General features: G+C 39.7%; 32 protein-coding genes. 19 read left to right on the forward strand and 13 right to left on the reverse strand.

The genetic code is table 11. From position 1 onward, the window contains the following. Positions 1–32 precede the first annotated feature (32 nt). The 5 genes from KMW37_RS14975 to KMW37_RS14995 all read left to right on the forward strand — a co-directional run bounded on the left by KMW37_RS14975 (position 33) and on the right by KMW37_RS14995 (position 2684). Complete coding sequence (locus KMW37_RS14975) at positions 33–470, forward strand: hypothetical protein (protein WP_215225460.1); 438 nt, start codon at positions 33–35, stop codon at positions 468–470. 226 nt (positions 471–696) lie between these two features. Next, entirely contained in the window at positions 697–1044 is a 348-nt protein-coding gene (locus KMW37_RS14980) for a TM2 domain-containing protein (RefSeq protein WP_246581515.1), read from the forward strand. A gap of 1 nt (position 1045) precedes the next feature. Beyond that, positions 1046–1465, forward strand: a complete 420-nt coding sequence (locus tag KMW37_RS14985) for a DUF2752 domain-containing protein (RefSeq protein ID WP_215225461.1) — start codon at positions 1046–1048, stop codon at positions 1463–1465. Further along, positions 1462–1899 (forward strand): DUF4870 domain-containing protein, encoded by a 438-nt coding sequence (locus KMW37_RS14990; protein ID WP_215225462.1) that lies wholly within the window; start codon positions 1462–1464, stop codon positions 1897–1899. Before KMW37_RS14985 ends, KMW37_RS14990 begins: the two co-directional genes overlap by 4 nt. After that, positions 1896–2684: a M48 family metallopeptidase gene (locus KMW37_RS14995; protein WP_215225463.1), complete on the forward strand. Its 789-nt coding sequence runs from the start codon at positions 1896–1898 to the stop codon at positions 2682–2684. The genes KMW37_RS14990 and KMW37_RS14995 overlap by 4 nt, the downstream gene beginning before the upstream one ends. 54 nt (positions 2685–2738) lie before the next feature. Here KMW37_RS14995 and KMW37_RS15000 read toward each other — a convergent pair whose 3' ends face one another. Further along, positions 2739–3056: a hypothetical protein gene (locus tag KMW37_RS15000; protein ID WP_215225464.1), complete on the reverse strand. Its 318-nt coding sequence runs from the start codon at positions 3054–3056 to the stop codon at positions 2739–2741. 376 nt (positions 3057–3432) lie between these two features. Between KMW37_RS15000 and polA the strand changes: the two genes are divergently transcribed. The 3 genes from polA (at position 3433) to KMW37_RS15015 (ending at position 8708) form a co-directional block, all read left to right on the forward strand. Beyond that, positions 3433–6252, forward strand: a complete 2820-nt coding sequence (gene polA, locus KMW37_RS15005) for a DNA polymerase I (RefSeq protein ID WP_215225465.1) — start codon at positions 3433–3435, stop codon at positions 6250–6252. Between the two features lie 279 nt (positions 6253–6531). Next, positions 6532–7908, forward strand: coding sequence for a DNA repair protein RadA (gene radA, locus KMW37_RS15010; protein ID WP_215225466.1), 1377 nt, complete (start codon positions 6532–6534; stop codon positions 7906–7908). A gap of 377 nt (positions 7909–8285) precedes the next feature. Continuing rightward, a complete protein-coding gene (locus KMW37_RS15015; protein WP_215225467.1) occupies positions 8286–8708 on the forward strand; it encodes a secondary thiamine-phosphate synthase enzyme YjbQ in 423 nt (140 codons plus the stop codon). Between the two features lie 69 nt (positions 8709–8777). Here the strand turns inward: KMW37_RS15015 and KMW37_RS15020 are convergent, their stop codons facing one another. Next, positions 8778–9434 (reverse strand): HAD family hydrolase, encoded by a 657-nt coding sequence (locus KMW37_RS15020; RefSeq protein ID WP_215225468.1) that lies wholly within the window; start codon positions 9432–9434, stop codon positions 8778–8780. 666 nt (positions 9435–10100) lie between these two features. Here KMW37_RS15020 and KMW37_RS15025 point away from each other — a divergent pair. Further along, on the forward strand, positions 10101–10484 hold the full coding sequence (locus KMW37_RS15025) for a (deoxy)nucleoside triphosphate pyrophosphohydrolase (RefSeq protein ID WP_215225469.1): 384 nt from the start codon (positions 10101–10103) through the stop codon (positions 10482–10484). Positions 10485–10546: 62 nt separating this feature from the next. Here the strand turns inward: KMW37_RS15025 and KMW37_RS15030 are convergent, their stop codons facing one another. Further along, positions 10547–11005, reverse strand: coding sequence for a very short patch repair endonuclease (locus KMW37_RS15030; protein ID WP_215225470.1), 459 nt, complete (start codon positions 11003–11005; stop codon positions 10547–10549). Between the two features lie 582 nt (positions 11006–11587). On the opposite strand from KMW37_RS15030, the gene KMW37_RS15035 reads away from it, so the two are divergent. The 4 genes from KMW37_RS15035 to KMW37_RS15050 all read left to right on the forward strand — a co-directional run bounded on the left by KMW37_RS15035 (position 11588) and on the right by KMW37_RS15050 (position 14229). Then, positions 11588–12370 (forward strand): HipA family kinase, encoded by a 783-nt coding sequence (locus tag KMW37_RS15035; protein WP_215225471.1) that lies wholly within the window; start codon positions 11588–11590, stop codon positions 12368–12370. Then, positions 12348–12731 (forward strand): DUF3037 domain-containing protein, encoded by a 384-nt coding sequence (locus KMW37_RS15040; RefSeq protein ID WP_215225472.1) that lies wholly within the window; start codon positions 12348–12350, stop codon positions 12729–12731. Before KMW37_RS15035 ends, KMW37_RS15040 begins: the two co-directional genes overlap by 23 nt. Before the next feature lie 75 nt (positions 12732–12806). Next, positions 12807–13481, forward strand: coding sequence for a phospholipase D-like domain-containing protein (locus KMW37_RS15045; protein ID WP_215225473.1), 675 nt, complete (start codon positions 12807–12809; stop codon positions 13479–13481). 520 nt (positions 13482–14001) lie between these two features. Further along, the gene (locus KMW37_RS15050) at positions 14002–14229 is read left to right on the forward strand and encodes a DUF2905 domain-containing protein (RefSeq protein WP_215225474.1); all 228 of its coding nucleotides are present in this window, start codon (positions 14002–14004) and stop codon (positions 14227–14229) included. A 34-nt stretch (positions 14230–14263) separates the two neighbouring features. On the opposite strand, the gene KMW37_RS15055 is transcribed toward KMW37_RS15050, so the two are convergent. From KMW37_RS15055 to KMW37_RS15070, 4 genes are all read right to left on the reverse strand, one after another. Beyond that, entirely contained in the window at positions 14264–14725 is a 462-nt protein-coding gene (locus tag KMW37_RS15055) for a hypothetical protein (RefSeq protein ID WP_215225475.1), read from the reverse strand. A gap of 18 nt (positions 14726–14743) precedes the next feature. Beyond that, the gene (locus tag KMW37_RS15060) at positions 14744–15334 is read right to left on the reverse strand and encodes a hypothetical protein (protein ID WP_215225476.1); all 591 of its coding nucleotides are present in this window, start codon (positions 15332–15334) and stop codon (positions 14744–14746) included. 57 nt (positions 15335–15391) lie between these two features. Next, positions 15392–16807, reverse strand: coding sequence for a pyridoxal phosphate-dependent decarboxylase family protein (locus tag KMW37_RS15065; protein WP_215225477.1), 1416 nt, complete (start codon positions 16805–16807; stop codon positions 15392–15394). Between the two features lie 171 nt (positions 16808–16978). Next, complete coding sequence (locus tag KMW37_RS15070) at positions 16979–17230, reverse strand: hypothetical protein (RefSeq protein WP_215225478.1); 252 nt, start codon at positions 17228–17230, stop codon at positions 16979–16981. Positions 17231–17245: 15 nt separating this feature from the next. On the opposite strand from KMW37_RS15070, the gene KMW37_RS15075 reads away from it, so the two are divergent. After that, the gene (locus KMW37_RS15075) at positions 17246–18535 is read left to right on the forward strand and encodes an IS110 family RNA-guided transposase (protein WP_215225479.1); all 1290 of its coding nucleotides are present in this window, start codon (positions 17246–17248) and stop codon (positions 18533–18535) included. A 124-nt stretch (positions 18536–18659) separates the two neighbouring features. On the opposite strand, the gene KMW37_RS15080 is transcribed toward KMW37_RS15075, so the two are convergent. From KMW37_RS15080 to KMW37_RS15105, 6 genes are all read right to left on the reverse strand, one after another. After that, positions 18660–19418, reverse strand: coding sequence for an SDR family NAD(P)-dependent oxidoreductase (locus tag KMW37_RS15080; protein ID WP_215225480.1), 759 nt, complete (start codon positions 19416–19418; stop codon positions 18660–18662). Positions 19419–19521: 103 nt separating this feature from the next. After that, positions 19522–20136, reverse strand: a complete 615-nt coding sequence (locus tag KMW37_RS15085; RefSeq protein WP_215225481.1) for a hypothetical protein — start codon at positions 20134–20136, stop codon at positions 19522–19524. Between the two features lie 84 nt (positions 20137–20220). Further along, positions 20221–21249, reverse strand: a complete 1029-nt coding sequence (locus KMW37_RS15090) for a methyltransferase (RefSeq protein WP_215225482.1) — start codon at positions 21247–21249, stop codon at positions 20221–20223. A 151-nt stretch (positions 21250–21400) separates the two neighbouring features. Next, positions 21401–21772 carry a VOC family protein gene (locus KMW37_RS15095; RefSeq protein ID WP_215225483.1) on the reverse strand — a complete coding sequence of 124 codons (372 nt, stop codon included), beginning with the start codon at positions 21770–21772 and terminating at the stop codon, positions 21401–21403. Positions 21773–21931: 159 nt separating this feature from the next. Next, a complete protein-coding gene (locus KMW37_RS15100; RefSeq protein WP_215225484.1) occupies positions 21932–22432 on the reverse strand; it encodes a cupin domain-containing protein in 501 nt (166 codons plus the stop codon). Positions 22433–22697: 265 nt separating this feature from the next. Further along, positions 22698–23267 carry a ComF family protein gene (locus KMW37_RS15105; protein ID WP_317195581.1) on the reverse strand — a complete coding sequence of 190 codons (570 nt, stop codon included), beginning with the start codon at positions 23265–23267 and terminating at the stop codon, positions 22698–22700. Positions 23268–23472: 205 nt separating this feature from the next. On the opposite strand from KMW37_RS15105, the gene KMW37_RS15110 reads away from it, so the two are divergent. From KMW37_RS15110 to ybeY, 5 genes are all read left to right on the forward strand, one after another. Then, positions 23473–23820: a carboxymuconolactone decarboxylase family protein gene (locus KMW37_RS15110; protein WP_215225486.1), complete on the forward strand. Its 348-nt coding sequence runs from the start codon at positions 23473–23475 to the stop codon at positions 23818–23820. After that, positions 23820–24182 carry a hypothetical protein gene (locus tag KMW37_RS15115; RefSeq protein WP_215225487.1) on the forward strand — a complete coding sequence of 121 codons (363 nt, stop codon included), beginning with the start codon at positions 23820–23822 and terminating at the stop codon, positions 24180–24182. The genes KMW37_RS15110 and KMW37_RS15115 overlap by 1 nt, the downstream gene beginning before the upstream one ends. Before the next feature lie 83 nt (positions 24183–24265). Further along, complete coding sequence (locus KMW37_RS15120) at positions 24266–25027, forward strand: exodeoxyribonuclease III (RefSeq protein ID WP_215225488.1); 762 nt, start codon at positions 24266–24268, stop codon at positions 25025–25027. 38 nt (positions 25028–25065) lie between these two features. Then, the gene (locus KMW37_RS15125; protein ID WP_215225489.1) at positions 25066–25467 is read left to right on the forward strand and encodes an ATP-binding protein; all 402 of its coding nucleotides are present in this window, start codon (positions 25066–25068) and stop codon (positions 25465–25467) included. A 1-nt stretch (position 25468) separates the two neighbouring features. Beyond that, positions 25469–25906 (forward strand): rRNA maturation RNase YbeY, encoded by a 438-nt coding sequence (gene ybeY / locus KMW37_RS15130; protein WP_215225490.1) that lies wholly within the window; start codon positions 25469–25471, stop codon positions 25904–25906. The last annotated feature ends 14 nt before the right edge of the window (positions 25907–25920 follow it).

A 25920-nucleotide genomic window follows, 5' to 3' on the forward strand; every position in this document is an offset into this window, starting at 1 on the left:
AAATCCCCTTAGGAAGTTAGAAAATTTTAATTATGGAAAAAAATCAGGAATTTCCTCGTTTTTCAATGCCTCTGAGAGGGCTATTATTACTAGCTGGAATGACCACAGTGGCTTGGGGAGCATTTTTCAAGTGGTTTGGCGGTCCTTTACTTTCTTGGCTTTCCATGCATCCGGAAATTCCAGTTAATGCCAGTTCCAATGTCTATGGAAGCTTTGGACTGATCATTGGTTTTTTAATTTTCTTAAGCGGCTTTTATCCCATTAGTTGGTTATACCTCATCATGGTCGGAATAGGAGGTAAGTTAATCTCCGCTATTTGGTTTGCAGTGTACTATTCTGATATTTTAGGTTGGAACAAACGAACCATTTTCCACTTGGGCTTCAATGAAGTATTATGGATAGCTATTTTATGTATTGTACTTTGGAAAGCGCTTCAGGTAAAGGCCTATCTACAAACTATTGAAGAATAAATACCTTTTAAAGTTTCCCCACATTTTGGTCGTTCATTGATGAAAAAGTGATATTCCTTATCTTTTTTTGACAATTCATTTTCTTAGTATATATTCACTGTCTAAATTTTATAGTTTATTTTAGGTCTACTTCATTTAAAAAAGACCTAAAACTGGCCATTTCGGATTTTCACAATTCTTTATTGAAAATTTTACCATAAATCTTTTATCAACTAATCTTTAAAAAATGGACGCTGCTAAAGTAGATCTTTTTATCATGACCAACAGCAAGTATTTTGAGGGTCATCAATTACCGCTTATCAGACAACGCTTACTTGATCTCGATGATTCCATGTGGAACATTGTACAAGTACTTCAATTCAAAGACCCAACTACCAGCTTGATCGTTTCTTTGCTTGGAGGAAGTTTAGGCATTGACCGTTTCATAATAGGAGACACTGGTAAGGGTGTTGGTAAACTCCTAACCTGTGGTGGTTTTGGAATATGGGCCATCATTGACTGGTTTATGATCCAAGGTGCTACAAGAGAAAAGAATCAATTAAGACTTCAAGAAGCCTTAGCAGTAAGCGCTTAATATGAATTCTGGCAGCAAAAAGCTCTATGCGCTTTTGATCACTGCCTTTGGGGCAGGGTATATTTGGGTGATATATCAACTGGGCTTTGTTTCTCATCAGCAGGAGGAAGGATTTACAGTTTGCTTGATCAAAAACACCACGAATATTCCCTGTCCTTCATGTGGAAGTACCAGATCTGTACTCTCGATTTTACATTTTGATTTCCCAATGGCCTTTTATTATAATCCCTTGGGATTTCTCATCGTTCCTGCAATGCTGATCCTGCCATTTTGGATACTCTTGGATATCATATTTCAAAAGGAAAGCTTTTGGAAAGTATATCAAAAACTAGAACAAAAGATAGTAAAACCGTCTCTGGCCATACCTCTCATCCTTTTGGTGCTGATCAATTGGGCCTGGAATATTTATAAAGGCATATGATCCAAATTCAAAAATTCGATTATCAACCTGGTGAACATGAAGCTGAAAAAGCTTCCAATAGCTACCTGATGTCATTGATTGCCTTGATGGCTGGACTTCCCTTGCCCATCATTAATTTAATGGCCACCTTGATTTTCTATCTTGGGAACAGAAAAGGCACCTACTTTGTCCGCTGGCATTGCACTCAGGCGCTGCTGTCCCAACTTTCCTTATTCTGCATTAATACAGTGGGATTTTGGTGGACCCTCTCCATTATTTTTGAAGATACCCCAATCAATGATATGTATATAGCTTATATCTTCACCTTGATTTTATTTAACCTATCCGAATTTATCGCCACCATCTACAGTGCCATTCAAGTCCGAAAAGGAATTCACTTCCAATGGTGGTTTTATGGTGGACTTACTCAATTAATCTGTAAAAAGGCCATATGAAAAAATTACTCTTTCAGGGTATTACTTTACTTTCCCTATTCTTTATATGCTGGTTTTCTCTGGCCCAAATCCAATGGACAAATATTTTTGAATTGGAAAAATCCGGTAAAGAGCTTGAAGAAAAACTTGGTGAGCAACTTTGGGAAATGTATTCTCAAGAGGGAAGAGAAGTGCTCAATGACACCATTGTCCAATCTTTGGATTCTATCATTCATACCATCTGCCAGGCCAACAAAATCGACGAAGAATCAATAAAGCTTCATGTTTTAGAAAAAGATGAAATCAATGCATACGCCCTGCCCAATGGACATTTAGTTATAAATACCGGATTGATCAAAGCCGTTGACAGGCAAGAAGAGCTGACAGGGGTAATAGGTCATGAAATCGCTCATATTGAGTTAAATCATGTGATGAAAAAACTGGCAAAGGAAGTAGGAATCTCTATGTTGATTTCTATAAGTACAGGAAATAATAACGGGCTATCGGAAGTAGCAAAGTCACTTTCCTCTTCAGCTTTTGACAGGAGTCAAGAACAAACAGCAGACATAAAAGCAGCAGAATACTTGAGCAAAGCCAATGTTAGTCCCGAGCACTTGGCTAATTTTCTATATAAAATGTCTTTGGATACCCCTGAATTTCTAACTTATTTCACTTGGATCAATACCCACCCTGACTCCCAAGAAAGAGCAGAAAAAATCTTAAATTTCCAAGAAAAAAACCTTGTGGTAAATAAGCCCATTCTAAGTAAAAAATCATGGGATGAAATTAAAAATCTAGTGCAATAAAAAAGGGGCTGATTTTATAAAATCAGCCCCTTTTTTATCTATCCCATATTGAGATCAGGTTACTAAAATCAAGATCAACAAAATAATAATAATGGCTCCAACAGATAAAAAGATTCCTCCACCCATGGTTTTGGCTTCTTTCTTCATGCTTCTTAACTCATCCCTTACTTCCTTTCTCTCCTCCTTGCTCATTTCACTAAAATCCATGGCCTTTATTTCATCGACCCTGGCTTTCATTTCTTCCAGTCTTGCTTCATCCTCTGGACTTAGTTCTGTTTCATCTTTGTCTTTCTTAATGGGCTCAGCCATTATACTTGGTGCAAATGCAGTGAAAGTAAACATCACTGCTAAAAAGAACGCTAATCTTTTCATATAATTTTCAAGTTTAGTGAAATAAAATAATTAACAATGTCTTATTAAGATACAAAAATCCCGATCATTTTAAAATCAAATATTAGGATCGACGATTTATCTTTATCAAATATTAATCCAAAGTCTCCAATTTATATTTATTATTCGTCCACAGTCATAAAATTATGGTGAATGATAAAATATAAAATGCTTATTAATTGATTAGAAGAAGAAAAAAATACCTGAGGATAAAAGTCTTTTGACTTGCCTTTTTTATGTACAAAGAAGATCGAAAAGCCTAACTGACCTTTGCATTATAATTTGTAATTTAGCCACACTCCCATACTGGGAAAATTGCCTTATGGGCTAATTCAAACATTTTAAGACAATTAGACCGATGTCCAGTTCAGACAAGAAAAAACTGTTTCTACTTGATGCCATGGCCCTGATCTATAGGGCACATTTTGCTTTCAGCAAAAATCCCAGAATTAATTCCAAAGGGCTTAATACCGGGATCATGTTGGGATTTACCAATACCCTGCTCGAAGTAATTGAAAAACAAAAGCCCAGCCATTTGGCAGTCGCTTTTGATACCTCGGCACCTACTTTTCGTCATGAACAGTTTGAAGCATATAAGGCCAACAGACAGGAAACTCCTGAAGATATCAGTGTGGGGATTCCTTGGGTAAAACAGATCGTTGAAGGATTTAATATCCCTATCCTTGAACTAGATGGCTATGAGGCTGATGATATTATAGGCACCATTGCAAAAAAAGCCGAATACAAGCACTTCGAAGTATTTATGATGACGCCTGATAAGGATTATGGGCAGTTAGTGGATGACCACATTTTCCTTTACAAACCTGCCTTTATGGGCAATGCAGTCGATATCATGGGGCCAAAGGAAGTTTGCGAAAAGTGGGAAATTGAAAGTCCAGATCAGGTAAGGGATATCCTAGGCTTAATGGGGGATGCGGTGGATAATATCCCTGGCATTCCGGGCATTGGTGAAAAAACCGCCAAAAAGCTGTTAAAAGCCTATGGTTCCATTGAAGGTTTATTGGAGCATACAGATGATCTAAAGGGCAAGCAAAAGGAAAATGTAGTCAATTTCGGCCAACAGGGCCTACTCTCAAAAGAACTAGCCACCATTATGCAGGATGTTCCTATTGAGTTTAATCCCAAAGACCTTACCTATGACGGCCCTAATGAGGAAAAACTGAAAGCCTTATTTGCGGAATTAGAATTCCGAACCTTGACCAAAAGGGTATTTGGAGAAAATATTAAAAAGCCCACTGTAAAAGTTAACGAACAATTGGGACTTTTCACTGGACCGCAGGATACTGTGGCTGAAGAAGAGGAGGATATTGAAGAAGCCAGCCCAATCCCGACGCCTACACAGATGGATACTGTTTTTTCAAAAGCCCATGATTACCATAAGGTAGATGGAGTGAAAGCTATCAAGGAACTGGTAGAATACTTGGAAATCCAGGATGAGCTTTGCTTTGACACGGAAACTACTGATGTAGATCCGAATAGAGCTGAGCTGGTAGGAATTTCCTTTGCCTATATTACCGGTGAAGCCTTCTACATTCCAATACCTTCAGATCATGAAGAAGCCCAAAAACTATTGGCTCCTTTGAAGCCAGTTTTTGAAAATGATAAAATCACCAAAATTGGCCAAAACATCAAATACGATGTCTTGGTGCTCAAAAATTATGGCATTGAGGTAAAAGGTACTTACTATGATACCATGTTGGCCCACTATCTCATAGAGCCAGAAGGGAAGCATGGTATGGACTGGTTAGCCGAACATTACCTCAACTATAAGCCTGTTTCCATAGAAAGCCTGATTGGTAAAAAGGGCAAAAACCAAGGCAATATGCGGGATGTGGATGTGGATAAAGTGGTAGAATACGCTTCTGAAGATGCTGACATCACCTTGCAATTGGCCCAAAAGCTAAATCCAGACCTTAAAGAAAGAGGTTTGGAGAAATTGTTCTACGAAGTAGAAACGCCTTTAATTCCAGTTTTGGCAGCCATGGAGTTTGAAGGAATCAGTTTGGACAAGGAAAGTCTGGCTGAATTATCTACAAGTTTGGAAAAGGACATTACAGAAATTGAGGCGAAGGTTTATGAGTTGGCTGGTGTGAAATTCAACCTAGCTTCACCAAAGCAGCTGGGAGAAGTACTTTTCGTCAAAATGGAATTGGATCCAAAGGCCAAGAAAACCAAAACAGGTCAGTATGCCACAGGAGAGGAAGTCCTTTCCAAATTGGCCCATAAGCATGAAATTGCACGAGCCATTCTTGATTTCAGGGAATTGGTTAAGCTCAAAAACACCTATGTGGATACTTTGCCTACCCTGATCAACCCTAAAACCGGTCGAATCCATACCACCTATAACCAAATAGTAGCAGCAACGGGAAGACTTTCTTCCGTCAATCCTAATTTGCAGAATATTCCGATCCGAACAGAAAGAGGCCGGGAAATCAGAAAAGCATTTGTGGCGAGGGACAAAGATCATGTAATCTTGGCTGCGGATTATAGCCAGATAGAGTTGCGTATCATGGCCGCCTTCTCCAAGGATAAATCCATGATAGAAGCATTCAAAGAAGGGAGGGATATCCACAGTACTACTGCTGCAAAAATTTTCCAGGTACCATTGGAAGAGGTTACCTCAGATATGCGTAGAAAGGCCAAAACAGCCAACTTTGGTATTATCTATGGCATTTCAGCATTCGGATTAAGCCAAAGACTGGATATTTCCCGTACCGAAGCAAAGGAAATTATTGATGCCTATTTCAAGGAATTTCCAGCAGTCAGTGAATACATGAATGATTGTATTGAGAAAGCCAGGAAAAACGAGTATGTAGAAACCATTTTAGGCAGACGTAGGTACCTAAGAGATATCAACAGCCGAAATGCCACCATGAGGGGATTCTCTGAAAGAAATGCCATCAATGCCCCTATCCAGGGCAGTGCCGCAGATATGATCAAAGTGGCCATGATCCAAGTGCACAAATGGATGCAGGAGAAACAACTGAAATCCAAGATGATCCTGCAAGTACATGATGAATTGGTATTTGATGCGCATAAGGATGAGGTGGATCTATTGAAAAAGGAAATTCCAAAATTGATGACAGAAGCCTTGCCGATTGAGGTACCTATGCAAGTAGAAGTAGGAGTAGGTAAGGACTGGCTGGAGGCCCATTAAGAAAAGGATTCGAAGTTATGCACAATAGCACTTGAAGAAGATTGTCGCCTCTTGACTCCGCTCGAGGTGACACTTTTTCTTTTCGCTGTTCGCCATTTGCAATGGCGAACTTTTAATTAAAGGGCTTTTGTAAAGCCGCTAACAAATATTTAAGCAAGGAATGTACTGATTAACAAAATGGATTATAAATCCAAGCTATTAAGTAGATCGGAATAGCACATTCAATATTTCCTGCAGACTTGGCCAGCTTTAAATAACCAATAACCGAAAAACTAACTCATGCCTAAAATAAAAACTGCTTTTTTCTGTCAACAATGCGGCGCCCAAAGCCCGAAATGGGTGGGCAAGTGTCCCGCATGTGGCGAATGGAATACTTATGTAGAGGAAGTTATCCACAAGGAAGAATCGGCCCGAGGAAGCTGGAAACAGGGTTCTGAAAATAGTAAGCGGCAAGGTTCGCCCAGAAAGTTACAGGAGATCAACTATGAAGAGCATCCAAGACTGATCACTCGAGACCCGGAATTGGACAGGGTTTTGGGAGGAGGAATTGTGCCGGGCTCATTGACCCTGATAGGTGGGGAACCTGGAATTGGTAAATCCACCTTGATGCTACAAATCGCCTTGATCCTTAATCAAACCAAGGTCCTTTATGTCTCTGGTGAGGAAAGTGAAAGCCAAATCAAAATGAGAGCTGACCGGATGCAGTTTAAGTCGGATAATTGCTTTGTGCTTTCTGAAACCAACACCCAAAATATATTTCAGCAGATCACTGCCCTTAAGCCAGAAGTGCTGGTTATCGATTCCATACAAACCTTACACAGTAAACATGTGGAATCTGCAGCAGGAAGTGTTTCCCAGGTCAGGGAATGTACTGCAGAACTGATGAAATTTGCGAAGGAAACTGCTACTCCTGTTTTTCTTATTGGCCATATAACCAAGGATGGCTCTATTGCAGGCCCAAAGATCTTGGAGCATATGGTCGATACGGTATTGCAATTTGAAGGAGACCGTCATTTATCTTACAGGATTCTGCGTACCTCCAAAAACAGATTTGGATCTACCAATGAATTGGGCATCTATGAAATGCGCGCTGATGGACTTCGGGGAGTTGCCAATCCTTCCGAAATCCTACTCAGCCAAAGGGAGGAAACCCTAAATGGGGTGGCCACTGGGGCCATGTTGGAAGGAAACAGGCCCTTATTAATTGAAATCCAATCCTTGATCAGTCCTGCCACCTATGGTACTCCCCAGCGAAGCAGCACGGGCCACGATGCCAAAAGGCTGAATATGCTCTTGGCAGTATTGGAAAAAAGAGGTGGAATGCGCTTAGGCAACCAGGATGTTTTCCTAAACGTCGCCGGCGGTATGCGTGTGGATGATCCAGGCTTGGACTTATCGGTATGTGCAGCTTTATTATCTTCTTATGAAGACACACCAATTTCAGCTGACCTTTGCTTTGCAGGTGAAGTGGGCCTAGGTGGTGAAATCAGGGCGGTCAACAGAATAGAAAACCGTATTGCAGAAGCGGATAAGTTAGGATTCAAAAAGATCATTGTTTCGAAATATGCCGTCAAGGGTGTGGACTTAAAAAGCTTCGGGATAGAGATCATCCCCATCACCAAGCTAGAAGAAATGTATCAGCAGCTGTTTAGTTAAATTTTTCACGCAAAGAGCGCAAAGGTGACGCGAAAGACGCAAAAGATGTTTTTTAATCTCTCTCCAAAAAATGTTTGCGAGCTTCGCGAATTCTTAGCGGACTCTGCGTGAAATAAAAAAGGTCCACACAAAGAACACTAAAGCTAATTTTTTAAGCTGTATTCTAAAAATTCTTTGTGTACTCTGCGATTTCTTAGAGAGCTTTGCGTGAAATAAAAGAGATTCACGCAAAAGGCGCAAAAGTGGCGCGAAGACTGCCAAGATTATTTTTAGGCACCTTCCTAAAATCTCACAGGACTCTGCGTGAAAAACTAAATAAATCTGTGTTTATCCTTCCCTTCTGTGGTTAAAATATTAGCGCTTATTACTTTTGTAATATGAAAATCTTTCAGAAACATATATCCCTAAAAGCTTATTCCAGGGGCTTCCATTTGATTACCGATGAAGTGGAAGATGCCATACCTGAAATCAGGGAAATAAAAATGGGCACACTGCAGGTTTTTATCAAGCATACCTCTGCAGGCCTCACCATCAATGAAAATGCCGACCCAACCGTACGCAAGGACTTCGAAACCTTTATTAATGACTTGGTTAGCGAAACTTATCCACGATTTATCCACACCTACGAAGGACCGGATGATATGCCCGCCCATATCAAAAGTAGCCTCTTTGGTTCCACGGTAAATATTCCCATTTCAAATGGAAAATTGGCCTTAGGAACCTGGCAGGGCATATATTTGGGGGAATTCAGGAATTATGGTGGGCCTAGAAAATTGGTGATCACCGCCATGGGGGCCTAAAAAATAAAGTGTGGAAAACCTGCTTTTATAGTTTTTCCACACTTTTTACTTCATTTATATCAAATTGTTTTATTTAAGCATTTCCAGAATACTTTGTACTGAAATTTCACTATAATCATTGATATAATACTGACAAGGAGGCAGCTCTTCTTTAGTGTGCGAAGTAAGGACTCCGACCACCTGCATACCGGCATTAATTCCTGCAGAAACACCGGAAAAAGAGTCTTCAAAAACAATACAGTTTTCAGGATGGGCCGAAAGGTTCTCTGCAGACTTCAAATATACCTCTGGCTCTGGCTTATGTGTCTTCACATCTTCACTGGCCATAAAAGATTCCATCAGCTGCCTGATCTCCAACGTATCAATAATCAAGTCCATATTGGCTCTTGGCGCGGAAGTACCTACGCCAGTTTTAAAGCCATTTTGCTTCAAACCATTCAGAAACTCCAGATAGCCCGGAACAGGCTCCACCACAGAAGCATAGATTTCACGGAAAAGTCCTTCTTTTTCATTTTCCAGCTCAATAAGTTCTTCTCCCTTAATTTCTCTTTGTAAAAAATGACTGAAGATATAGCTATTCGGTTTGCCATACATATGTTGGGCATATTCCTCCTGGCTAGGATTCATGCCACGTTTAGCAAAAAACTGTTCGAAAGCCTTAGAATGGTAGGGGTTGGTATGACAGATCACCCCATCCATATCAAATATCACTGCAAGATTTTTCATAGCGCAAAATTACGGCTTTTTATGGGATTGAAGAAAGGAAGTTAATTATTGCTATGTTAAAGAAGATTGGAGATATGTTGATTAAGAGGTTTACTGTTTAATTGTGGGTTGCTGTCGAACTGTTGGATTGAAAAATTGTAAAGTTGAAAATCAGTGGGACTTGAGGCAATTTGGTAATCTATGAAAAACAGCGTCAGAGACTCAACTTTAATCGTCCCGCAGCGCAGCTTACGGGACAACAGGAATATAAATTTAGGAGTTCATCATTTGAAAGTTTTAATTAATTACAATCTGACTAACTGAGACTTTACGCATTTCATTTAAGAAATGAAATATTCAACTGAATTCCATTAAATGGCCTTTGGAGGTTTCGGTTTTGAGTCAGTTGATGTGGGCGTTAAGAAAATGAGTTAGCTCGCGAAGTGGACGAGCGAGATCCACTCTTTTTTTGCCTACAGTGACTGGCACAAAATCAAATTGAGGCAAACACTTTTAATCGGTAACGAAATTCGCTCAATTTGAAGAAAGCTTCATGGCCTAGATTTTTGTTTCTTTTCATCAATGGAGAAGAAAGAATAAAAAGTTATCTCAGAATTGAGCTTAGAACACAATATTTTATAAACATTATTCATTCATTCCTATCTTAGAGCATAAAACCACTTTTCTATGTTAAAGGTAACCTGCGCCATAATTGTTCAGGATGGATTGGTGCTCGCTGTCCAAAGAAGTAAAAAGATGAAAATGCCCCTAAAATGGGAATTCCCCGGTGGCAAATTAGAAGAGGGGGAATCAGAGCAGGAATGCCTCATCAGGGAAATTAAAGAAGAGCTGCACTTGGAAATTCTGCTAGGAGAGAAGTTGCCCGAGGTCATCTATGAATATCCCGACTTCAAAATCTGTTTAATCCCTTTTATCGCCAGCATCCAATCCGGTGAATTGCACTTGGCAGAACACCAAGCCTATCAGTGGCTTCCAAAAAACAAATTATTAGACCTAGACTGGGCATTAGCTGACGTGCCAGTGGTGCGGGAATTTTTAAAAAGAACATAAAAACTAATTGTTATAAAATAACAACTCAAAATCACAAAACATCACTCTCAATTATTGACAAATCAAAGATTATTGATAATCTTTCTCACACATACCCCCAACTCCTTTTTTACTTCAAAATCCCAAAAGCGAAGTACTGTCCAACCTTTTTGTCGGTAGAAATAATTAATTTCCCTATCTCGTTGCATATTCCTTTCGATCTTGGGGATCCAAAATTTCCGGTTGGATTTAATAGCGTTTTCTCTTTCAGACCAGTTGTGGCCATGCCAGAAGGAGCCATCTATAAAAATGACCAGCTTGTATTTGATAAAAGTAATATCTGGCTTGCCCGGTAAATTCTGTTTGTTGGAACGGTGATGGAGACCGGTGTGCCAAAGGGCTTTTTTGAGGAGTTTCTCCGACTTGGTATTATTCCCTTTGATCCTGGACATTATAAAAGACCTTTGCTTCGTGGTATAGAAGCCGTTTTCCTCACAAAAGCGAGGAACCTTGATCTTTTGTTCTGAATAGGGCTTTTTCATTTCATTATGAAAACGCGATTCGAATAAAGAGGGTTTCTCAGGAGAATTTACAGAAGTCTTGATTAATCCCAAATGATTTCATTATTTGCAATTTTGAAGAATCAATATTGAGATATTATAATCATTTGTCATTATCAGCTTTCCGAAGAATCTCTTTACAGCATCGCAATACTGAAGAGATCCTTCCTTACGCCTGTCCGCCCAGGTGTATCAGGATGACAAAGTATTATAATATTTATAAAAATTCATTTCCGAAAACGAATACGCTGTCATTCTGAGCAAGGCGAAGAATCTATTTGTAGTATTGCAATACTGGAAGAGCTCCTTTCCCGATAGAATATCGGATAAGGAGCTCTAAAATCAGGATGACATAGATTAGGTATTTTGGTTAACATCCCCATTATATTTAACAAATGTTCGCCTCTTGAAATGATGGTTTTTAAAATTTGAAACAAAGGCCTTTCTTCAATTGCTCTTAGGGTTTTAAATTAAAATATATTGTCCAATATTTGAAGCGGGAAAAGTATATCGTTCAGATAAGGACAACAGTACCTCGCCCAGCATAACTTTCTTGAGAAAACTATGGATTTACGCACTGTAAATGTGACCAGATATATCCTTCCGCTAAGGGAGGGAGGCTCCTTGCCGGCCTTGACCGATGCCGATGATGGATTCAAATATGTTTTGAAATTCAAAGGTGCCGGGCAGCGTGAAAAGGCATTGATCGCTGAACTGCTTGGTGGGGAAATCGCGAGAGCTTTGGGATTTAAGGTTCCCGAACTGGTTTTTGCCTTTTTGGACCCAGCATTTGGCAGGTCAGAAGGTGATGAGGAAATCCAGGATCTACTCAAAAGTAGCCAAGGGCAAAACCTGGCCCTGCATTTTCTATCCGGTGCCATCAATTATGATGCTCTGGCCATGGAGGTGGACCCGTTACTAGCCTCCAAAATCGTATGGCTAGACATGCTCATTACCAATGTGGACCGCACTTTCCGTAATACCAATATGCTAATGTGGAACAGGGAGCTTTGGCTGATCGACCATGGTGCAGCCTTTCTTTTCCACCATGCCTGGAGCAATTGGGAGAAAAGTGCCACCAAAGCATTTCCTATCATCCAAAACCATGTTCTATTGCCACAGGCCAGCCAACTTGAAGAAGCTAACACCCTTTTGAAAGAAATGCTGAACCCTGAAAAACTGAAAGAAATCGTAGCCTTGATTCCTGAGGAATGGCTATTGGCAAGTGGGGATGGTGAGGATACCGAAGAATTAAGAAACATTTATCAACAATATTTAGCGCTGAGATTTTCTTATGCCGATCATTTTACCAAAGAAGCCCAAGATGCAAGAACAGCACTTATTTGATTATGCCATCATCCGGGTGGTACCACGCGTGGAAAGGGAGGAATTTATCAATGCCGGAGTGATCCTCTGTGCTTGGAAAAGCGGTTACCTTAAAGTAAAAACCTCACTTAACGAAGCAAAGCTCCTAGCACTAGATCCAGAAGCTGATATAGAAATGATCAAATTGAACTTGGCTTCCTTTGACAAAATCTGCTTTGGAAAGGACAATGGGGGAAGAATAGCCGAAATGGACCTAGCTTCCCGTTTCCGCTGGCTCACAGCTGTCAGAAGCTCCATCATCCAAACTTCCAGACCCCACAGCGGTTTCAGTAAGAACCTAGACCAAACTTTGGAAAAGCTTTTTAAGGAAAATGTGCTATAATAGTATCCTTGATAGCCTTTGAAAGTCAATCAAATACCTGAATAAAAGTACAAACAACTATTCAATAACCCCATCATGCCTACACTCGAAAATATAATTCAGGAATTCAAAAGCAGTCTAGAGGACCATGTGTTGTCCCGATCTGAAAAGAAAGCCATAAAATCCGATCTTTCCCACTTATCCACACATGAGAAGCAGTTACTTTTATCTGAAATTAGGCATTTGGCGCTAGAAAATACCCAAGATGTACAAGTTCAAAACTTGATCCAATGGTTTTATGAAGCGGTTAAGGTATTACAACAAAAAGAACAGGAAAATTCTACTACAGCTGCCTATTTCAGCCCTGGAAATGCTTGCAGGGATGCCATTAAGCAAGAAATAAGAAATGCTTCTTCACTTATCCACATATGCGTTTTCACCATTAGCGATGACCACATCACCGAAGAATTACTACATGCGCATCAAAGAAAGGTGCCCATAAAAATCATCACCGATGATGATAAGTCTTTTGATCTAGGGTCGGATATTGATCGAATGGAAAAAGCAGGCATTCTCATCCAAAAGGACAATAGTCCAGTCCATATGCATCACAAATTTGCCATTTTCGATCAGAAAAAAGTCCTTACAGGAAGCTATAATTGGACAAGGTCTGCAGCAGAATACAATTATGAAAATATTGTTCTGCTAGAGGATACCCACACAGTAAGGTCCTTTCAAAAGGAATTTGAGAAATTATGGCGACAATTTTAATCTCTGTCAAAAGCCCCTTCATCATTCAATTTTTATCAGGCAAATTAAAATAATCTGACTATCCGGTATTATGAACGCATTATTAAAGAAGTGAAATATTTAACAAAAACCCCAAGGAGGCCTTTGGAGCATTCGGTTTTGAGCCAGTTGATGGAGGCGTTAAGAAAATGAGCTAGCTCGTGTCGTGGAACAGCGAGATCCGCTCATTTTTAGCCTTTAGCAAATGGCACAAAATCAAATTGAGGCAAAAACATTAAAATAGGAAACGAAATTTACTCAATTTGAAGAATGCTCCATGGCCTAGATTTTTGGTTCTTTTCATCAATGGAAATGCGAAGCATTCATGAAGTCCAATGAACATCAAATACTTCTGAATAAAAGAACAGGAAACCTAATAGAACATACAATGGTTTGCTATATGCAAAATTGCGGACACATATAAAAAATAATTTCCATTAGCAGGATAAATTGATGCACCAATTCTTTATGCTTTAGTCAATGAATTACCTATTTTAAACTTATGAATCATGAAATCGGAAAATGGCTAATGGGTATTGGACTGGGAATCCTGGGGATAGGTCTGATAGTTTATATTTTTGGCAGCAAATTACATTGGCTAGGGAAATTGCCGGGTGATATTCGAATAGAGAAAGAAGATTTCAACCTATATATCCCCATCACCACAATGATCTTGCTCAGTATTATCTTCTCCCTTATCATCCGCTTGATCCAGTATTTTACTAAATGATATTAGGAGTATTTTAAAAAGGAGTTACATTAAATCAATTCCTAATACTCTCAGCAAAAAAATCCTTTTTCCACATTTCATTAGTAATGAAATTGACCGTGTCTAAAATCCCATAAACATTTTTAGGAACGAAAGGACTGATACGAATTTGATAATTTCCATGACGGTCTTTTTGGATGTCCATTTCATATTTATTTTTCAAATGGAGCAGGGCTCTTGGAAAAAATATCTGAACATGTGTGGAAGTCATCTCGGAATGGATGCCAAAACGCTTTTTCTTATGGTGATAATGCTGCAAAACTGCCTTATCTTGAAAAGTCTTTTCTTGAATTACCAGCGAGGATTCCAACCATAACTTGGGATTGAACTCATGTTTCACTAAAATATTACCCTTCTTAAAGGAATAGTGTACATGATTATCCAAATCCAGCTTAACTGGCATATTATTCTTAATCCCTAGAAATCTCCAGAGATTGTCAATCTTCTTAACATCCATACGGTTGTACTTTTGGGTTTATTCTATGAGCCTGAAATAATCCTCAGCAGTTACTGTAAAAGCATAACGCTCTTTTTCGGAATCTAGTATTGTTTGCCAATCACTATTAATTTTCACCTGAAACCTGGTACCATCTTCTATTAATGGTGCTAAACGGGCTACAAAATCAAAATGGGAATGCCTATCTCCAGGGATAAAACTTAAAGTTCCTGTATTACCATTCTCGAGATTTTCCCACCTGACCTGAATTTCTTTCTCATCATTTAGAAGTTCCGAGGGCTCCAAATAAATAAAGGCCTTATCTTTTATACGGCTTATTATTATAGAAAGATTGATAAATGGCCGATTTTCATCTTTTAGCCTTTTCCCATAGCGAAAGATATCCAGCTTGGCCTCATCCTTTTTTTCCACATCATAATAGTATTGGCGCATATTTTTGAAATACAGTCTACTCGCATCGGTAATATGGCTTTGGCCTGCCTCTCCAGTATTATCCGCGCGGTAATCATTAAAAAAAGAAAAGACAAAAACTATCCCAATGGACAGCAAACCAAAAATCTTGATGATCTTGATCAGTTCTGGTGTGAATATGGGTTGCTTGGCTGCCATCTTCGGTTTATATAGGATTCATCCAATGTCTACTTATACACAAAACTTAAATATGGGCTAACTGAGTTCCGCTAACTTTTCCATTAATAGTTCCCAAGCCATTTCAATTTCATTAACGGAAACATCCGTTTGACCGATTACCCACCTTATACAATACTTGCCATCCAACTTGGTATGTGTAAAGAAAACCTTTCCTGTAGCATTTACCGAATGCATCCATTGAGCATTAAGGCTGTTTAACTTTTCTTCGCTTAAGGACTTATCCACAAACCTAAAACAAATGGTATTCAATGGGATAGGAGCCAAGAGCTCCAAATTCTCATGGTTTTCGACCAAGTTTGCTACCTTTTTGCTAAGGGACAAATGCAATCTAAGCTTCTCCCGGATTCCCTCCAGACCGTAAGACCTGAGTACAAACCAAAGCTTCAGAGCACGGAATCTTCTGCCCAATTGAATTCCCCAATCCCGGTAATTATTCACATGCTCATCCTGTTTTGTTCTCAAATATTCCGGGGTCATGGAAAAAGTATTTACCAAATATTCAGCATCTTTAACATAAAGCACAGAACAATCAAAATTGGTAAACATCCATTTATGGGGATTGAAAACATAGCTATCTGCTTTGACCTTATTATCCAGCATCCAGCGGCACTCTGGAAGTAATAATGCCGTACCTGCATAAGCTGCATCTATATGATGCCACAGCTCATATTCCTCACAAATTTCTCCGATTTCCTTAACAGGATCAATGGCTGTGGAACTGGTCGTTCCTAAAGCTGAAACTACGCAAAGAGGGGTAAATCCAGCCATTAAATCTGCTGATATGGCCTCACTAAGGGAATTTAGATCCATCGCATGGGACTTATCCACAGCAACTTTTACAAGGTTTGCTTCTCCTAATCCGGCAATTCTCATGGCCTTATCCACTGAAGAATGCACATGAGAGGAACTGTATATCCTATATTTTTCTTGACCTGTAAATCCATCCTTATTGATGGAAAAATTGCTGGCCCTTTCTCTAGCTGAAAGTATGGCACAAAGGGTAGCAGTGGAAGCAGTATCCTGAATCACTCCTTGCCAAGATGAATTGAGTCCCTTCGCATCCCTTAACCATTCCAATACCTTTTCTTCCAATTCAGTAGCGGCAGGAGAGGTCAACCAAGACATACACTGCGCCCCCAAGGTAGACATCAGCATTTCCGCTAAAATTGATGGTTCAGAATTATTGGCTGGGAAGTATCCGAAAAAGGCAGGATGCTGCCAATGGGTCATGCCAGGCATAATGATTTGCTCAAAATCCTGGAAAATATAATCAAAGGACTCAGGTAGCTCAGGGGCTCCTTTTGGGATTTGTTGATAAATATCTCCTGGTTGTACATCTGGACTAACAGGATAGGAGCCCTTATTTTCCAGATAATCAGCCATCCAATCTACCAGTTTATGGGCATGCTTTCGAAAATCCTTATTATTCATGGTTTATTATAATAGTACAGAGTAGTGAGTTTTGGGTAAATACATCATCGCGAGAGGTCAACAGTTTCTCAAACATAAAAGAGTTGTATGACGTGAGCTTCAAATCAATGTCATGCTGACGATAGGAAGCATCTCTTCCAGTAACGACTAGGAAAAGAGATCCTTCCTTTGTCAGAATGACATTTTATTCACGTCATCGCGAGAGGTCAACATTTTCTCAAATATAAAGGAGCTGAATGACAGTTTATTGGCTAACTTCAGTGTATTTCTTATGCAGTATGGCCGCTTTCGGTATAGTGCATTTTGCCTGTCTGCGAGTATGGTTCCACAGGATATGGTAAAGGAGTTTGGAACGTCATCATTGATTGTCCGCATGGTAGCCTGTCCGTTTCCCTGTCCCTGTGGGCATAAGAGAATATTCATTAAGCTGTATATGCTATGGAAAAGATCCACAACAATGCTGCGGGCATAGACATAGGCTCCCGCAATATCTACATAGGCCTGGAAGGGGCCGAAGTAAAGGTTTTCGGAACCTACACTTCCGAATTCAGGAGTGCGCTGGCATACCTTCTGTCCAATGGCGTGAAGACCGTGGCGATGGAAGCGACCGGTTCTTACTGGATCATCCTGTACGACATGCTCGTGGAAGGAGGGCTGGACGTCTGGTTGGTGGACGGAAGGCAGACCCGCCAGGTACCGGGACGCAAGACCGATGTGAAGGACTGCCAATGGATACAACAGCTGCACAGTTACGGCCTGCTGAACCGCTGTTTTGTAGCCGAGGGGGAACTCAAGGAACTCCGGGGGTACCAACGCCTGCGTGAAGACCATATCCGTAGCGCGGCGATGCATATCAACCATATGCAAAAGGCCCTGATAGAAATGAACATCCGACTTCCTGAAGTGCTCAGCCAGATACAGGGAACAAGCGGAATGTCCATCATCCGTGCCATTCTGGGCGGTGAACGGGATGCTGAAGTCCTGCTTTCGCTGTGTCACAACAGCCTGGTCAAAAACAAATCCCAAGAAATCCTTTCGGCCCTGGAGGGTTTTTATACCGAACAGGGACTCTTCTCGCTGAAACAGGCACATGATGGTTACATGTTCTACCAAGGGCAAATAGCTGAATGCGATGCCGTCCTCAGAGAGGTTCTCTGTCGGATCAACAGGGACAAGACCTGCCATCAGACCGGAACCCGAAAGCCCATCCGCCACCATAAACCGGCTATTCCGGATCTGGGGAAGCACATGCTGGACCTGTTCGGAGGAAGGGATGCCACCGTCCTGCCAGGTTTTACCGACTACACCTGGTTTCAGGTATTCAGCGAAACGGGCACCGATCTGGAGCGTTGGCCCACTGAAAAACACTTTACCAGCTGGCTCGGCCTGTCGCCCGGACAGAACAACTCCGGTCAGCGAAAGAAACGGGCAAAAAAGAAAGGAAAGCCTACGGCGGGACAGATATTCCGCGGCATGGCCCAAAGCCTCCTGCAAAGCAAGAAAATAGCCTTTGGGGCTTTTGGAAGAAGGATCAGGGGGCGAAAAGGACCACAGGTAGCCATCAAGGCCGTTGCCCGAAAGCTGGCCGCGCAATACTGGAGGCTTATGGTAAAGGGAAAGGAATTCGTTGAAAAGGGAGTCGCCGATTATGAACAGATACTCAGGCTTCAAAAGGAGAAATACCTTAAGAAACTCGCCTTTGAACTCAATGTTGTTATCGATATATGAAAAACTATAAAACATATAATATCTATTTAACCGAATATTCTATCGACTGTCAATGGTAGGAGCTCTGCGACGTGGCGATCTGGTCTTAAAGTTTTAATCTAGCGTATCAAATCTAAAGCCTAAACTAATGCACATAAGATCCAGCATTGAAATCTATGGTACTTCCAGTGGCATGGTCTGCTAAGCCCGAGCACAGCAAACAAACCATTGGCGCTATATCTTCAGGCTCTGTCAATCGCTCCAAAGCAATATCCTCAATGGCAAAATCCTCCCCGTACTGATCAATAAAATCCTGGGCCATCTCGGTGCGAACGAAGCCCGGAGCAATAATAAATGCTCGGATGCCCTCTTTTCCATAATAACGCGCTATAGATCTTGTAAATCCCAGCAAAGCCGATTTGGATGCTGCATAGGCCAAATACTCTGGTGTATCACCTCTAAAAGCAGCCCTGGAGCTGATACTTATTAATCTTCCATTCTTATTCAATCGGGCATGGTTGATAAACTCCTTACTGATAATGGCCAGTGCATTTACATTAACGGTCATCGTTGCCAACCAAGTTGAAGCCCAATCATTTGTTCCAGCCTCATCAGAAATCGATTTGGCAATGCCTGCATTGTTAATCACCGCATCTATCTTTCCATATTTATCCACCAAATCAGGCAGCCAGCCCTTTACTTGCTTCAAATCAGCAAAGTCACATTGAACCAAATGGGATTTATTTTTCAGTTTTGATTGAAGCAGTTGAGCCTCTTCTAAATGTTTGGAATAGTGAATAAGCACCTCCGCTCCTGACGAGGACAACTGCTTGGCAATGGCTCTTCCAATGCCTCTGGAAGCTCCAGTGACTAAGATTCTTTGTTTTGAAAGGGAAATATTCATGAATAAATAATTGGCTTGTTCTAAAAATAATAAATGAGACTACAAGGACAAAAGGAAAAATATTATCGGGGATAAGTTAGTTACTATGGCCTCAAATTTTTCGCTAGGTCTGCTTTATTCCATCTTTGGTGGACAAATAGGCAAGTATTTCTGTTTCAGAAAGATTAAAAGTTTCCTTAATGCCGGCAATAATTGTCGACAAATAGGAGGGATGGGGCTGGACTTTAGGAAAAATGATCTTTTCATGAGTAAAGGTAAAAATAGGGGCTCCTCCATTTTCACCCAAATAACAAACGGTATTATACCACTTTGTATTCTTGATAATGGCATTTCCTTTCTTCTCGATGACATCAAAATCAATAGTAGGTCTTTTGTTAAGGGCATTTTCCTGCTTGACTACATCGATGAACTGATCTTTTGTGATCAAATACATCCTAGCATATGTCTTGGCTAAAACATCTTCCTCTTTGTGGATAAATGCAACCCCACCATTATGCCATACCCTTGCTTCCTTCGCAAAATATAGCTTATGCTTAATAATGAGGCCTTTTTTATCCCTTGGAAGTGATTTATCCACACATCCTTCATAAGTTCTATTCGCCCCCTTGGGTTGTCCGCCACAGATATAACATAGGAATCTTTCTTCCAATAAATTAGATCCATAACTGGCATACCAAACGAGGGCTTTTGAAACTGTATTATTGTCATTCTTATCCATAAATTTACCAAGGGAATCATCCTGGGATCAATTTAACAAAAGAAGGTGGTAGAAATGAACAGATTTTACAAGCCTTACTTAAGTTCATTTTTTGGCTATTGCCGCACTGGTAGGACCTGTAAGCCGCATCAATGAAACATCCCTAAATCCCGCTTCCTTCACCAACTCTTCAAAATCTCCGATACTAAAGTCGTAACCAGCCTCGGTCTCTATCAGCATATTCAAAGACATCAAAAGACCAAAAGTATTGTCTCTGCGTTCATTGTCGATGATATTTTCAATGATGACCAAGGCTCCTCCTTCAGGCAATGCCTCGTAGGCCTTGCTGATTAACATCTTCTTATCATCTTTTCCCCAATCATGCAGGATATTTCCCATGGTTATCACATCCACCTTTGGAAAACTGTCCTCAAAAAAGTCCCCTGTTTGCACTTTCACCCTTTCTTCGAGGCCCATAGAACGAATATTATCCAGTGCGATAGGCGAAACAGGTTCTAAATCAAAGGAAACACAGCTCATATGGGCATTGTTCAGAGCTACTTGTGCAGAAAGATATCCACCAGCACCACCTATATCACATAGGGTAAAATAAGAGGAAAAATCAAATTCATTGGCAAACATGATGAAGTTCCCCATTTGTATGCCGGCCATGGCATTCAAAAACTCCCTCAGTTTAAATTCATCCGCATAAACCTTTTCAAAAATAGAACCGTCACCTTCCTTGGCTTCGTTTTGAGGTTTTCCAGTTCTTAAACCTTCTTCCAGGTTGGCCCAAAAGGGATAAAGCCTATTATTGGCCATTTCCAATATCCCCCCTACATAACTTGGTTTGTTTCTATCCAAAAATTGGTCTGCCTCTGCTGAGTTTGAATAGTAGGCAGTTGATTTCAAACCTTCCCGCTCCAAAAATCCCAATGAAACCAGTGCATCCAGAAAATCATATAAGGACCTATCGTCCAAACCTAATTTTTCCTGGATGGCCTTGGATGATTGCTTTCCAAAAGATAAAAAGGTAAAGAGTCCCATTTTTACTGCAACTAACAGTACCTTACTGGCAAAAAAGCCCATTCCAATTTGTAGGATTTTTTCTGGAGTAACTTGATCTGAATTCATCTTGATTGGGTTTAATGTGGAAAATAACTAATACCTTTATCAAAGTACCTGAAAAAAGTATTTACATCCTGTGATAAGCTAATTTATCGGCCATTCAATAAAATAACCACAAAACCCAATAGCGAATTGATTAGTCCTAATCAGCTTGGTCTCAAATATGTTGATCTATCAACACAGGATTTCCGTCCGGATCAATAAGTACAACACTTCCAGGACCAGATCCTGATTCTTCCACTTCCTGCTCAGGTATGATTCCTGCGTTTTTCACATGTTCTTGAATCTTCCTTACGTCATCAAAATCCTTAAGGGTGTTGGCATTCTCATCCCAACCAGGGTTAAAGGTCAGGATATTCTTTTCAAACATGCCCTGGAACAAGCCGATCAAAGCATTGCCATTTTTCATGATCAGGTAGTTCTTTTCCATATCTCCAGCAAAAACTTCAAATCCCAATTTTTCATAAAAGTCTTTGGAAGCCTTAATATCCTTAACACTAAGACTGATGGAAAAAGCGCCTAATTTCATTTGCATCGAGGTTTTGGTGTCCTAATCAATTTAAGCATTTTTTGGAAGAAATTATTGGAATATAGCTGATTAAAGGTGCTTATATCTAAGTATTATATTTTTATAGAAAAAATAGGATGAATTATTACAGCCGATTAGAATTGATATTTGTGTGTAATATTAGATTCTAGTAAATCGCTCAATCAAAGCCTTATGCTGAGGAAACTCTCCTGATAATCTTTCCCGCTCGGCCAGTTCAAAATCCCTAAAGTCAAAACCTGGTGATACAGTGCACCCCACCAAGGTAAAACTGTTTTGCTCTATCAGCTCAGCGGCAAACCAATCTCCAGCAGGGACTACCAGTTGTGGTATTTGCCCATTTAGCAAATCCGAACCAATTAAAAATTCTTCATGAATTCCATCTGGTGACAAGCAATGAAGCCGAATGGGAGAACCCATATAAAAGTGCCATATTTCATCTTGCTTGATCCGGTGAAAGGCCGAAAAGGTATCAGAAGTCAACATAAAGTAAATACTGGTGGAATAATTTCTGTTACCAATGATCCCTTCGGGCAAGCTTCCCTGATGAACTTCTCCCTCACTTCTATAAACTTCTTTAAAATACCCACCCTCAGGGTGTGGTTCCAATCCCAATTTTTTAATTATCTGTTGAATTTCCATAGTTTGTGAATAATAAGACATCCCATGATCCGAACTTAGCTATGCTTAATGGATAATTCAAGCTAATTCGCATTGATTACAGCCTTTCTACTATTGGTAAATATTAAATCATATATATAGAGTCCTTTACAACCAAAGCCCAAGGAAATCAATATTTCATTTTGAGCATGGCCCAAAGATATCCTTAAAGCAAAAATTATTGGGAGGAGCAATATAAACCGCAGCATCAATCTTTCATTAAAAATTGCCGCAAAGCTTCATTTTCTTATTTCCCTGCAGCGATTACCGCAAGATCCACTTGTACAGCACCAGCCTCAATAAGTTTATTGGCACAAGCTGCTAAGGTTGCCCCCGTAGTCATCACATCATCCACTAACAGTAAACTTTTGCCCTTTATCTCTTCCCCAGATGATATGGAAAATACTCCTTCCACATTCTTAATCCTTTCCAATCGCGATTTTTTTGTTTGCGTTGAAGTAAAGTGTGGTCTTTTAAGACTTTGCACAACTTTGATATCCAAAACAGCTCCTAGTCCCATTGCAAACTGAAAACTTTGATTATAGCCTCGCCGTTTTTCTTTAAGAGGATGGAGAGGAACGGCCAGAATTCCATCCCAGTCTGCCTGGAAACCACTTTCCAATAACCTCTGCCCATAGAGCTTTCCCAAAACCTGACCTAATTCAGGCCTATTTCTGTATTTCAGTTGATGAAGTAGCTTTTGACTCATGCCTTTCTTAGTAAACCTAAGAAAAGACATCACATTACTTGCATGAGTAAGCCCATAAACCTTGATAGCCAAATCATTGTTCTGGGGGCGTAAATGATAAGTGGTCACAGGGAGCTTTGATTGACACAGCCTACACAATTGATTTTCAAAATCAAATAGGCTCCGTTTGCACAAGCAACAGCTTTGAGGAAACAATAATGCCAAAAAATCATTTAAAAAATTGAAACGCATTAGGAAAAAGACTTGTTAGTTCTAATTGACAGGAAAATACCTGTTATATTTGCTAATTAGATAAAAACTATCCTATAAGTTAATGAATTTAGTAGACGAATTCAACGAGTACCGCGCCAAGATGAACGAAAAGATACTTGGAGAAGACAATAAAGTGCTTAAGCGCATTTTTAATCTGGACACCAATGCCTTTTCCGAAGGAGCAGTAGATGTTAAATCAAAAGAAATGATTGGCTTAGCTTGCTCTATGGTTTTACGATGTGATGATTGCGTCCGTTATCACCTGGGTAAATGCCATGAAGTGGGTCTCAGCAAAGAACAAGTTTTTGAAGTGTTTTCTATTGCCAATCTTATTGGAGGAACCATAGTAATTCCACATCTACGCAAAGCAGTTGAATACTGGGAAGAGTTAGAACAACAAAAAGGATAATGTTAAAGAAAGATCTAGATCTTGAAAAAAGATGGGAAAAACTCCTGATCGGCCTGCACGATCTTATCGGCAAAAAACCGGCTGATTTAAATGGAGTGCTTTTCATTATAGGTGTTCAAGAACTTGGACAGGGTATCAAAAACTTCAGTAAGGAGCAAAAGCAGGATTTAATGCATATTGCCATCTGTAAGGTTTTGAGTCTTGCTGGATTTTATGAGCTTGATTTTATAGATCAAGATGGTTGGCCGCACTGGAAATTAGTGAAAGAACTGCCCCATTTTGACATCTTGGAACAGGAAAAACTACTCAAAATCCAAGTCTTGGAATATTTCGAAAAAGAATTTGAAATAGACATTAATTAGATAAAATACTTTAAATAAAAATACAAATTAGTCGTAAAGGATAATTATTAGACCGAAGACAGCTATAAAAAACCTATTACAATATGAATATAGTATCCTATAATGTCAATGGTATTAGAGCCGCTATGAGAAAAGGTTTTACCGAATGGCTGGCAGAATATTCACCAGACATCATCGGATTACAGGAAATTAAAGCCACAGAAGACCAAATAGAAGTTAATCTATTAGAAGATTTGGGATACCATTGTTATTGGTACCCAGCTGTAAAAAAAGGCTATAGCGGAGTTGCGATAATGAGTAAGGAAAAACCTAAACATATAGAATATGGTATGGGAGTACAATCATTCGATGATGAAGGTAGAATGATTAGAGCTGATTACGAGGATTTTTCTTTCATCAGCGCATATTTCCCCTCTGGAACAACAGGAGGTCCGAGGCAAGATTTCAAATATGACTTCCTGGATGATATTTACGGTTATTCTCAAGACTTAAAGCAAAAACTGCCGAATTTAATCCTCAGCGGGGATTATAATATATGCCATAAGGCCATTGATATTCATAATCCAATAAGCAACAAGAACACTTCAGGTTTCTTACCAGAAGAAAGGGCTTGGATGGATAAGTTTACAGCATCTGGTTTTGATGACAGTTTCAGGTTGATCAACCAAGATCCTCACCAATATTCTTGGTGGAGTTATAGAGCCAATGCTAGAAACAACAACAAAGGTTGGAGAATAGATTACCATATGACAAGTTCCCCTATGAAAAACAGAGTAAAGGGAGCGAGCATATTAGCAGATATAGTTCATTCAGATCATTGTCCAATTTCACTGGAAATTGAATAGGTATATATATTAGGAAGATAAACAATAATATAAGCTTAATGAAATCAATAAAAATTTCTATCCCTTCTCTAATTGAGAATATAAAGATCATAGAAAGCTTCATTGACAATGCGAAGGAGAAATTCCAGATCAATGACGACATCTATGGAAATATCATGATTTCAGTCACGGAATGTGTCAGCAATGCCATAATCCATGGAAATCGGGGAGACGCTCAAAAGACTGTAAAACTGGAACTCACTTTCCTCGAAGACCAATTGAAGTTTATTATTGAAGATGAAGGCAAAGGCTTTGATTTTGATAACTTACAAGACCCTACAGCACCAGAAAATATTGAAAAATCTGGAGGCAGGGGAGTATTCATCATGAAAAACCTTTGTGACGAAGTAAAATTTGAAGAAGAGGGCAAAAAAACAGTATTAACTTTCTACATGAATTAATATGGCCATTAATTTCTTCCAAGAAGACATCAAATACAATCTTCCTCAAAAAAATTTAAGCAAGAAATGGCTAAGGCAGATTGCCCAAAAAGAAGGCTACTCCATTTCTGACTTAAACTATATATTCTGTACAGACGAATACCTACATCAAATAAATGTAGAATATCTGAACCATGACACCTATACTGACATTATCACCTTTGATAATTCCGAAGAAGAAAATAAAATCGAAAGTGACATCTTCATCAGTATAGAAAGGGTCAAAGAAAATTCCAAAACAGAAGGACAAGAATTTCAAAAAGAAATACTTAGAGTATTAAGTCATGGAATCCTCCATCTCTGTGGATACAAAGACAAATCAAAAGAAGAAGCGCTACTAATGAGAAAAAAGGAAGACGAATCCATAGATTCCTTTTTTCAATTAACAGAACATAAATAACGTTCCACGTGGAA

It is taken from the genome of Echinicola shivajiensis, assembly GCF_018642165.1.
In the GTDB taxonomy this organism is placed as follows: domain Bacteria; phylum Bacteroidota; class Bacteroidia; order Cytophagales; family Cyclobacteriaceae; genus Echinicola; species Echinicola shivajiensis.

What these genes read in the sequence shown, in the direction of transcription:
- KMW37_RS15045 (WP_215225473.1), top strand. Translation starts at nt 12,807, where the DNA reads ATGCCTACACTCGAAAATATAATTCAGGAATTCAAAAGCAGTCTAGAG.
- KMW37_RS15090 (WP_215225482.1), bottom strand. Translation starts at nt 21,249, where the DNA reads ATGAATTCAGATCAAGTTACTCCAGAAAAAATCCTACAAATTGGAATG.
- KMW37_RS15060 (WP_215225476.1), bottom strand. Translation starts at nt 15,334, where the DNA reads ATGGCAGCCAAGCAACCCATATTCACACCAGAACTGATCAAGATCATC.
- KMW37_RS15030 (WP_215225470.1), bottom strand. Translation starts at nt 11,005, where the DNA reads ATGAAAAAGCCCTATTCAGAACAAAAGATCAAGGTTCCTCGCTTTTGT.
- KMW37_RS14990 (WP_215225462.1), top strand. Translation starts at nt 1,462, where the DNA reads ATGATCCAAATTCAAAAATTCGATTATCAACCTGGTGAACATGAAGCT.
- KMW37_RS15015 (WP_215225467.1), top strand. Translation starts at nt 8,286, where the DNA reads ATGAAAATCTTTCAGAAACATATATCCCTAAAAGCTTATTCCAGGGGC.
- KMW37_RS15020 (WP_215225468.1), bottom strand. Translation starts at nt 9,434, where the DNA reads ATGAAAAATCTTGCAGTGATATTTGATATGGATGGGGTGATCTGTCAT.
- KMW37_RS15075 (WP_215225479.1), top strand. Translation starts at nt 17,246, where the DNA reads ATGGAAAAGATCCACAACAATGCTGCGGGCATAGACATAGGCTCCCGC.
- KMW37_RS15000 (WP_215225464.1), bottom strand. Translation starts at nt 3,056, where the DNA reads ATGAAAAGATTAGCGTTCTTTTTAGCAGTGATGTTTACTTTCACTGCA.
- KMW37_RS15025 (WP_215225469.1), top strand. Translation starts at nt 10,101, where the DNA reads ATGTTAAAGGTAACCTGCGCCATAATTGTTCAGGATGGATTGGTGCTC.
- KMW37_RS15065 (WP_215225477.1), bottom strand. Translation starts at nt 16,807, where the DNA reads ATGAATAATAAGGATTTTCGAAAGCATGCCCATAAACTGGTAGATTGG.
- KMW37_RS15050 (WP_215225474.1), top strand. Translation starts at nt 14,002, where the DNA reads ATGAATCATGAAATCGGAAAATGGCTAATGGGTATTGGACTGGGAATC.
- KMW37_RS15070 (WP_215225478.1), bottom strand. Translation starts at nt 17,230, where the DNA reads ATGAATATTCTCTTATGCCCACAGGGACAGGGAAACGGACAGGCTACC.
- KMW37_RS15055 (WP_215225475.1), bottom strand. Translation starts at nt 14,725, where the DNA reads ATGGATGTTAAGAAGATTGACAATCTCTGGAGATTTCTAGGGATTAAG.
- KMW37_RS14995 (WP_215225463.1), top strand. Translation starts at nt 1,896, where the DNA reads ATGAAAAAATTACTCTTTCAGGGTATTACTTTACTTTCCCTATTCTTT.
- KMW37_RS15100 (WP_215225484.1), bottom strand. Translation starts at nt 22,432, where the DNA reads ATGGAAATTCAACAGATAATTAAAAAATTGGGATTGGAACCACACCCT.
- KMW37_RS15035 (WP_215225471.1), top strand. Translation starts at nt 11,588, where the DNA reads ATGGATTTACGCACTGTAAATGTGACCAGATATATCCTTCCGCTAAGG.
- KMW37_RS15115 (WP_215225487.1), top strand. Translation starts at nt 23,820, where the DNA reads ATGTTAAAGAAAGATCTAGATCTTGAAAAAAGATGGGAAAAACTCCTG.
- ybeY (WP_215225490.1), top strand. Translation starts at nt 25,469, where the DNA reads ATGGCCATTAATTTCTTCCAAGAAGACATCAAATACAATCTTCCTCAA.
- KMW37_RS15125 (WP_215225489.1), top strand. Translation starts at nt 25,066, where the DNA reads ATGAAATCAATAAAAATTTCTATCCCTTCTCTAATTGAGAATATAAAG.
- KMW37_RS14985 (WP_215225461.1), top strand. Translation starts at nt 1,046, where the DNA reads ATGAATTCTGGCAGCAAAAAGCTCTATGCGCTTTTGATCACTGCCTTT.
- polA (WP_215225465.1), top strand. Translation starts at nt 3,433, where the DNA reads ATGTCCAGTTCAGACAAGAAAAAACTGTTTCTACTTGATGCCATGGCC.
- KMW37_RS15080 (WP_215225480.1), bottom strand. Translation starts at nt 19,418, where the DNA reads ATGAATATTTCCCTTTCAAAACAAAGAATCTTAGTCACTGGAGCTTCC.
- KMW37_RS14980 (WP_246581515.1), top strand. Translation starts at nt 697, where the DNA reads ATGGACGCTGCTAAAGTAGATCTTTTTATCATGACCAACAGCAAGTAT.
- KMW37_RS15085 (WP_215225481.1), bottom strand. Translation starts at nt 20,136, where the DNA reads ATGGATAAGAATGACAATAATACAGTTTCAAAAGCCCTCGTTTGGTAT.
- radA (WP_215225466.1), top strand. Translation starts at nt 6,532, where the DNA reads ATGCCTAAAATAAAAACTGCTTTTTTCTGTCAACAATGCGGCGCCCAA.
- KMW37_RS15120 (WP_215225488.1), top strand. Translation starts at nt 24,266, where the DNA reads ATGAATATAGTATCCTATAATGTCAATGGTATTAGAGCCGCTATGAGA.
- KMW37_RS15110 (WP_215225486.1), top strand. Translation starts at nt 23,473, where the DNA reads ATGAATTTAGTAGACGAATTCAACGAGTACCGCGCCAAGATGAACGAA.
- KMW37_RS14975 (WP_215225460.1), top strand. Translation starts at nt 33, where the DNA reads ATGGAAAAAAATCAGGAATTTCCTCGTTTTTCAATGCCTCTGAGAGGG.
- KMW37_RS15040 (WP_215225472.1), top strand. Translation starts at nt 12,348, where the DNA reads ATGCAAGAACAGCACTTATTTGATTATGCCATCATCCGGGTGGTACCA.
- KMW37_RS15095 (WP_215225483.1), bottom strand. Translation starts at nt 21,772, where the DNA reads ATGAAATTAGGCGCTTTTTCCATCAGTCTTAGTGTTAAGGATATTAAG.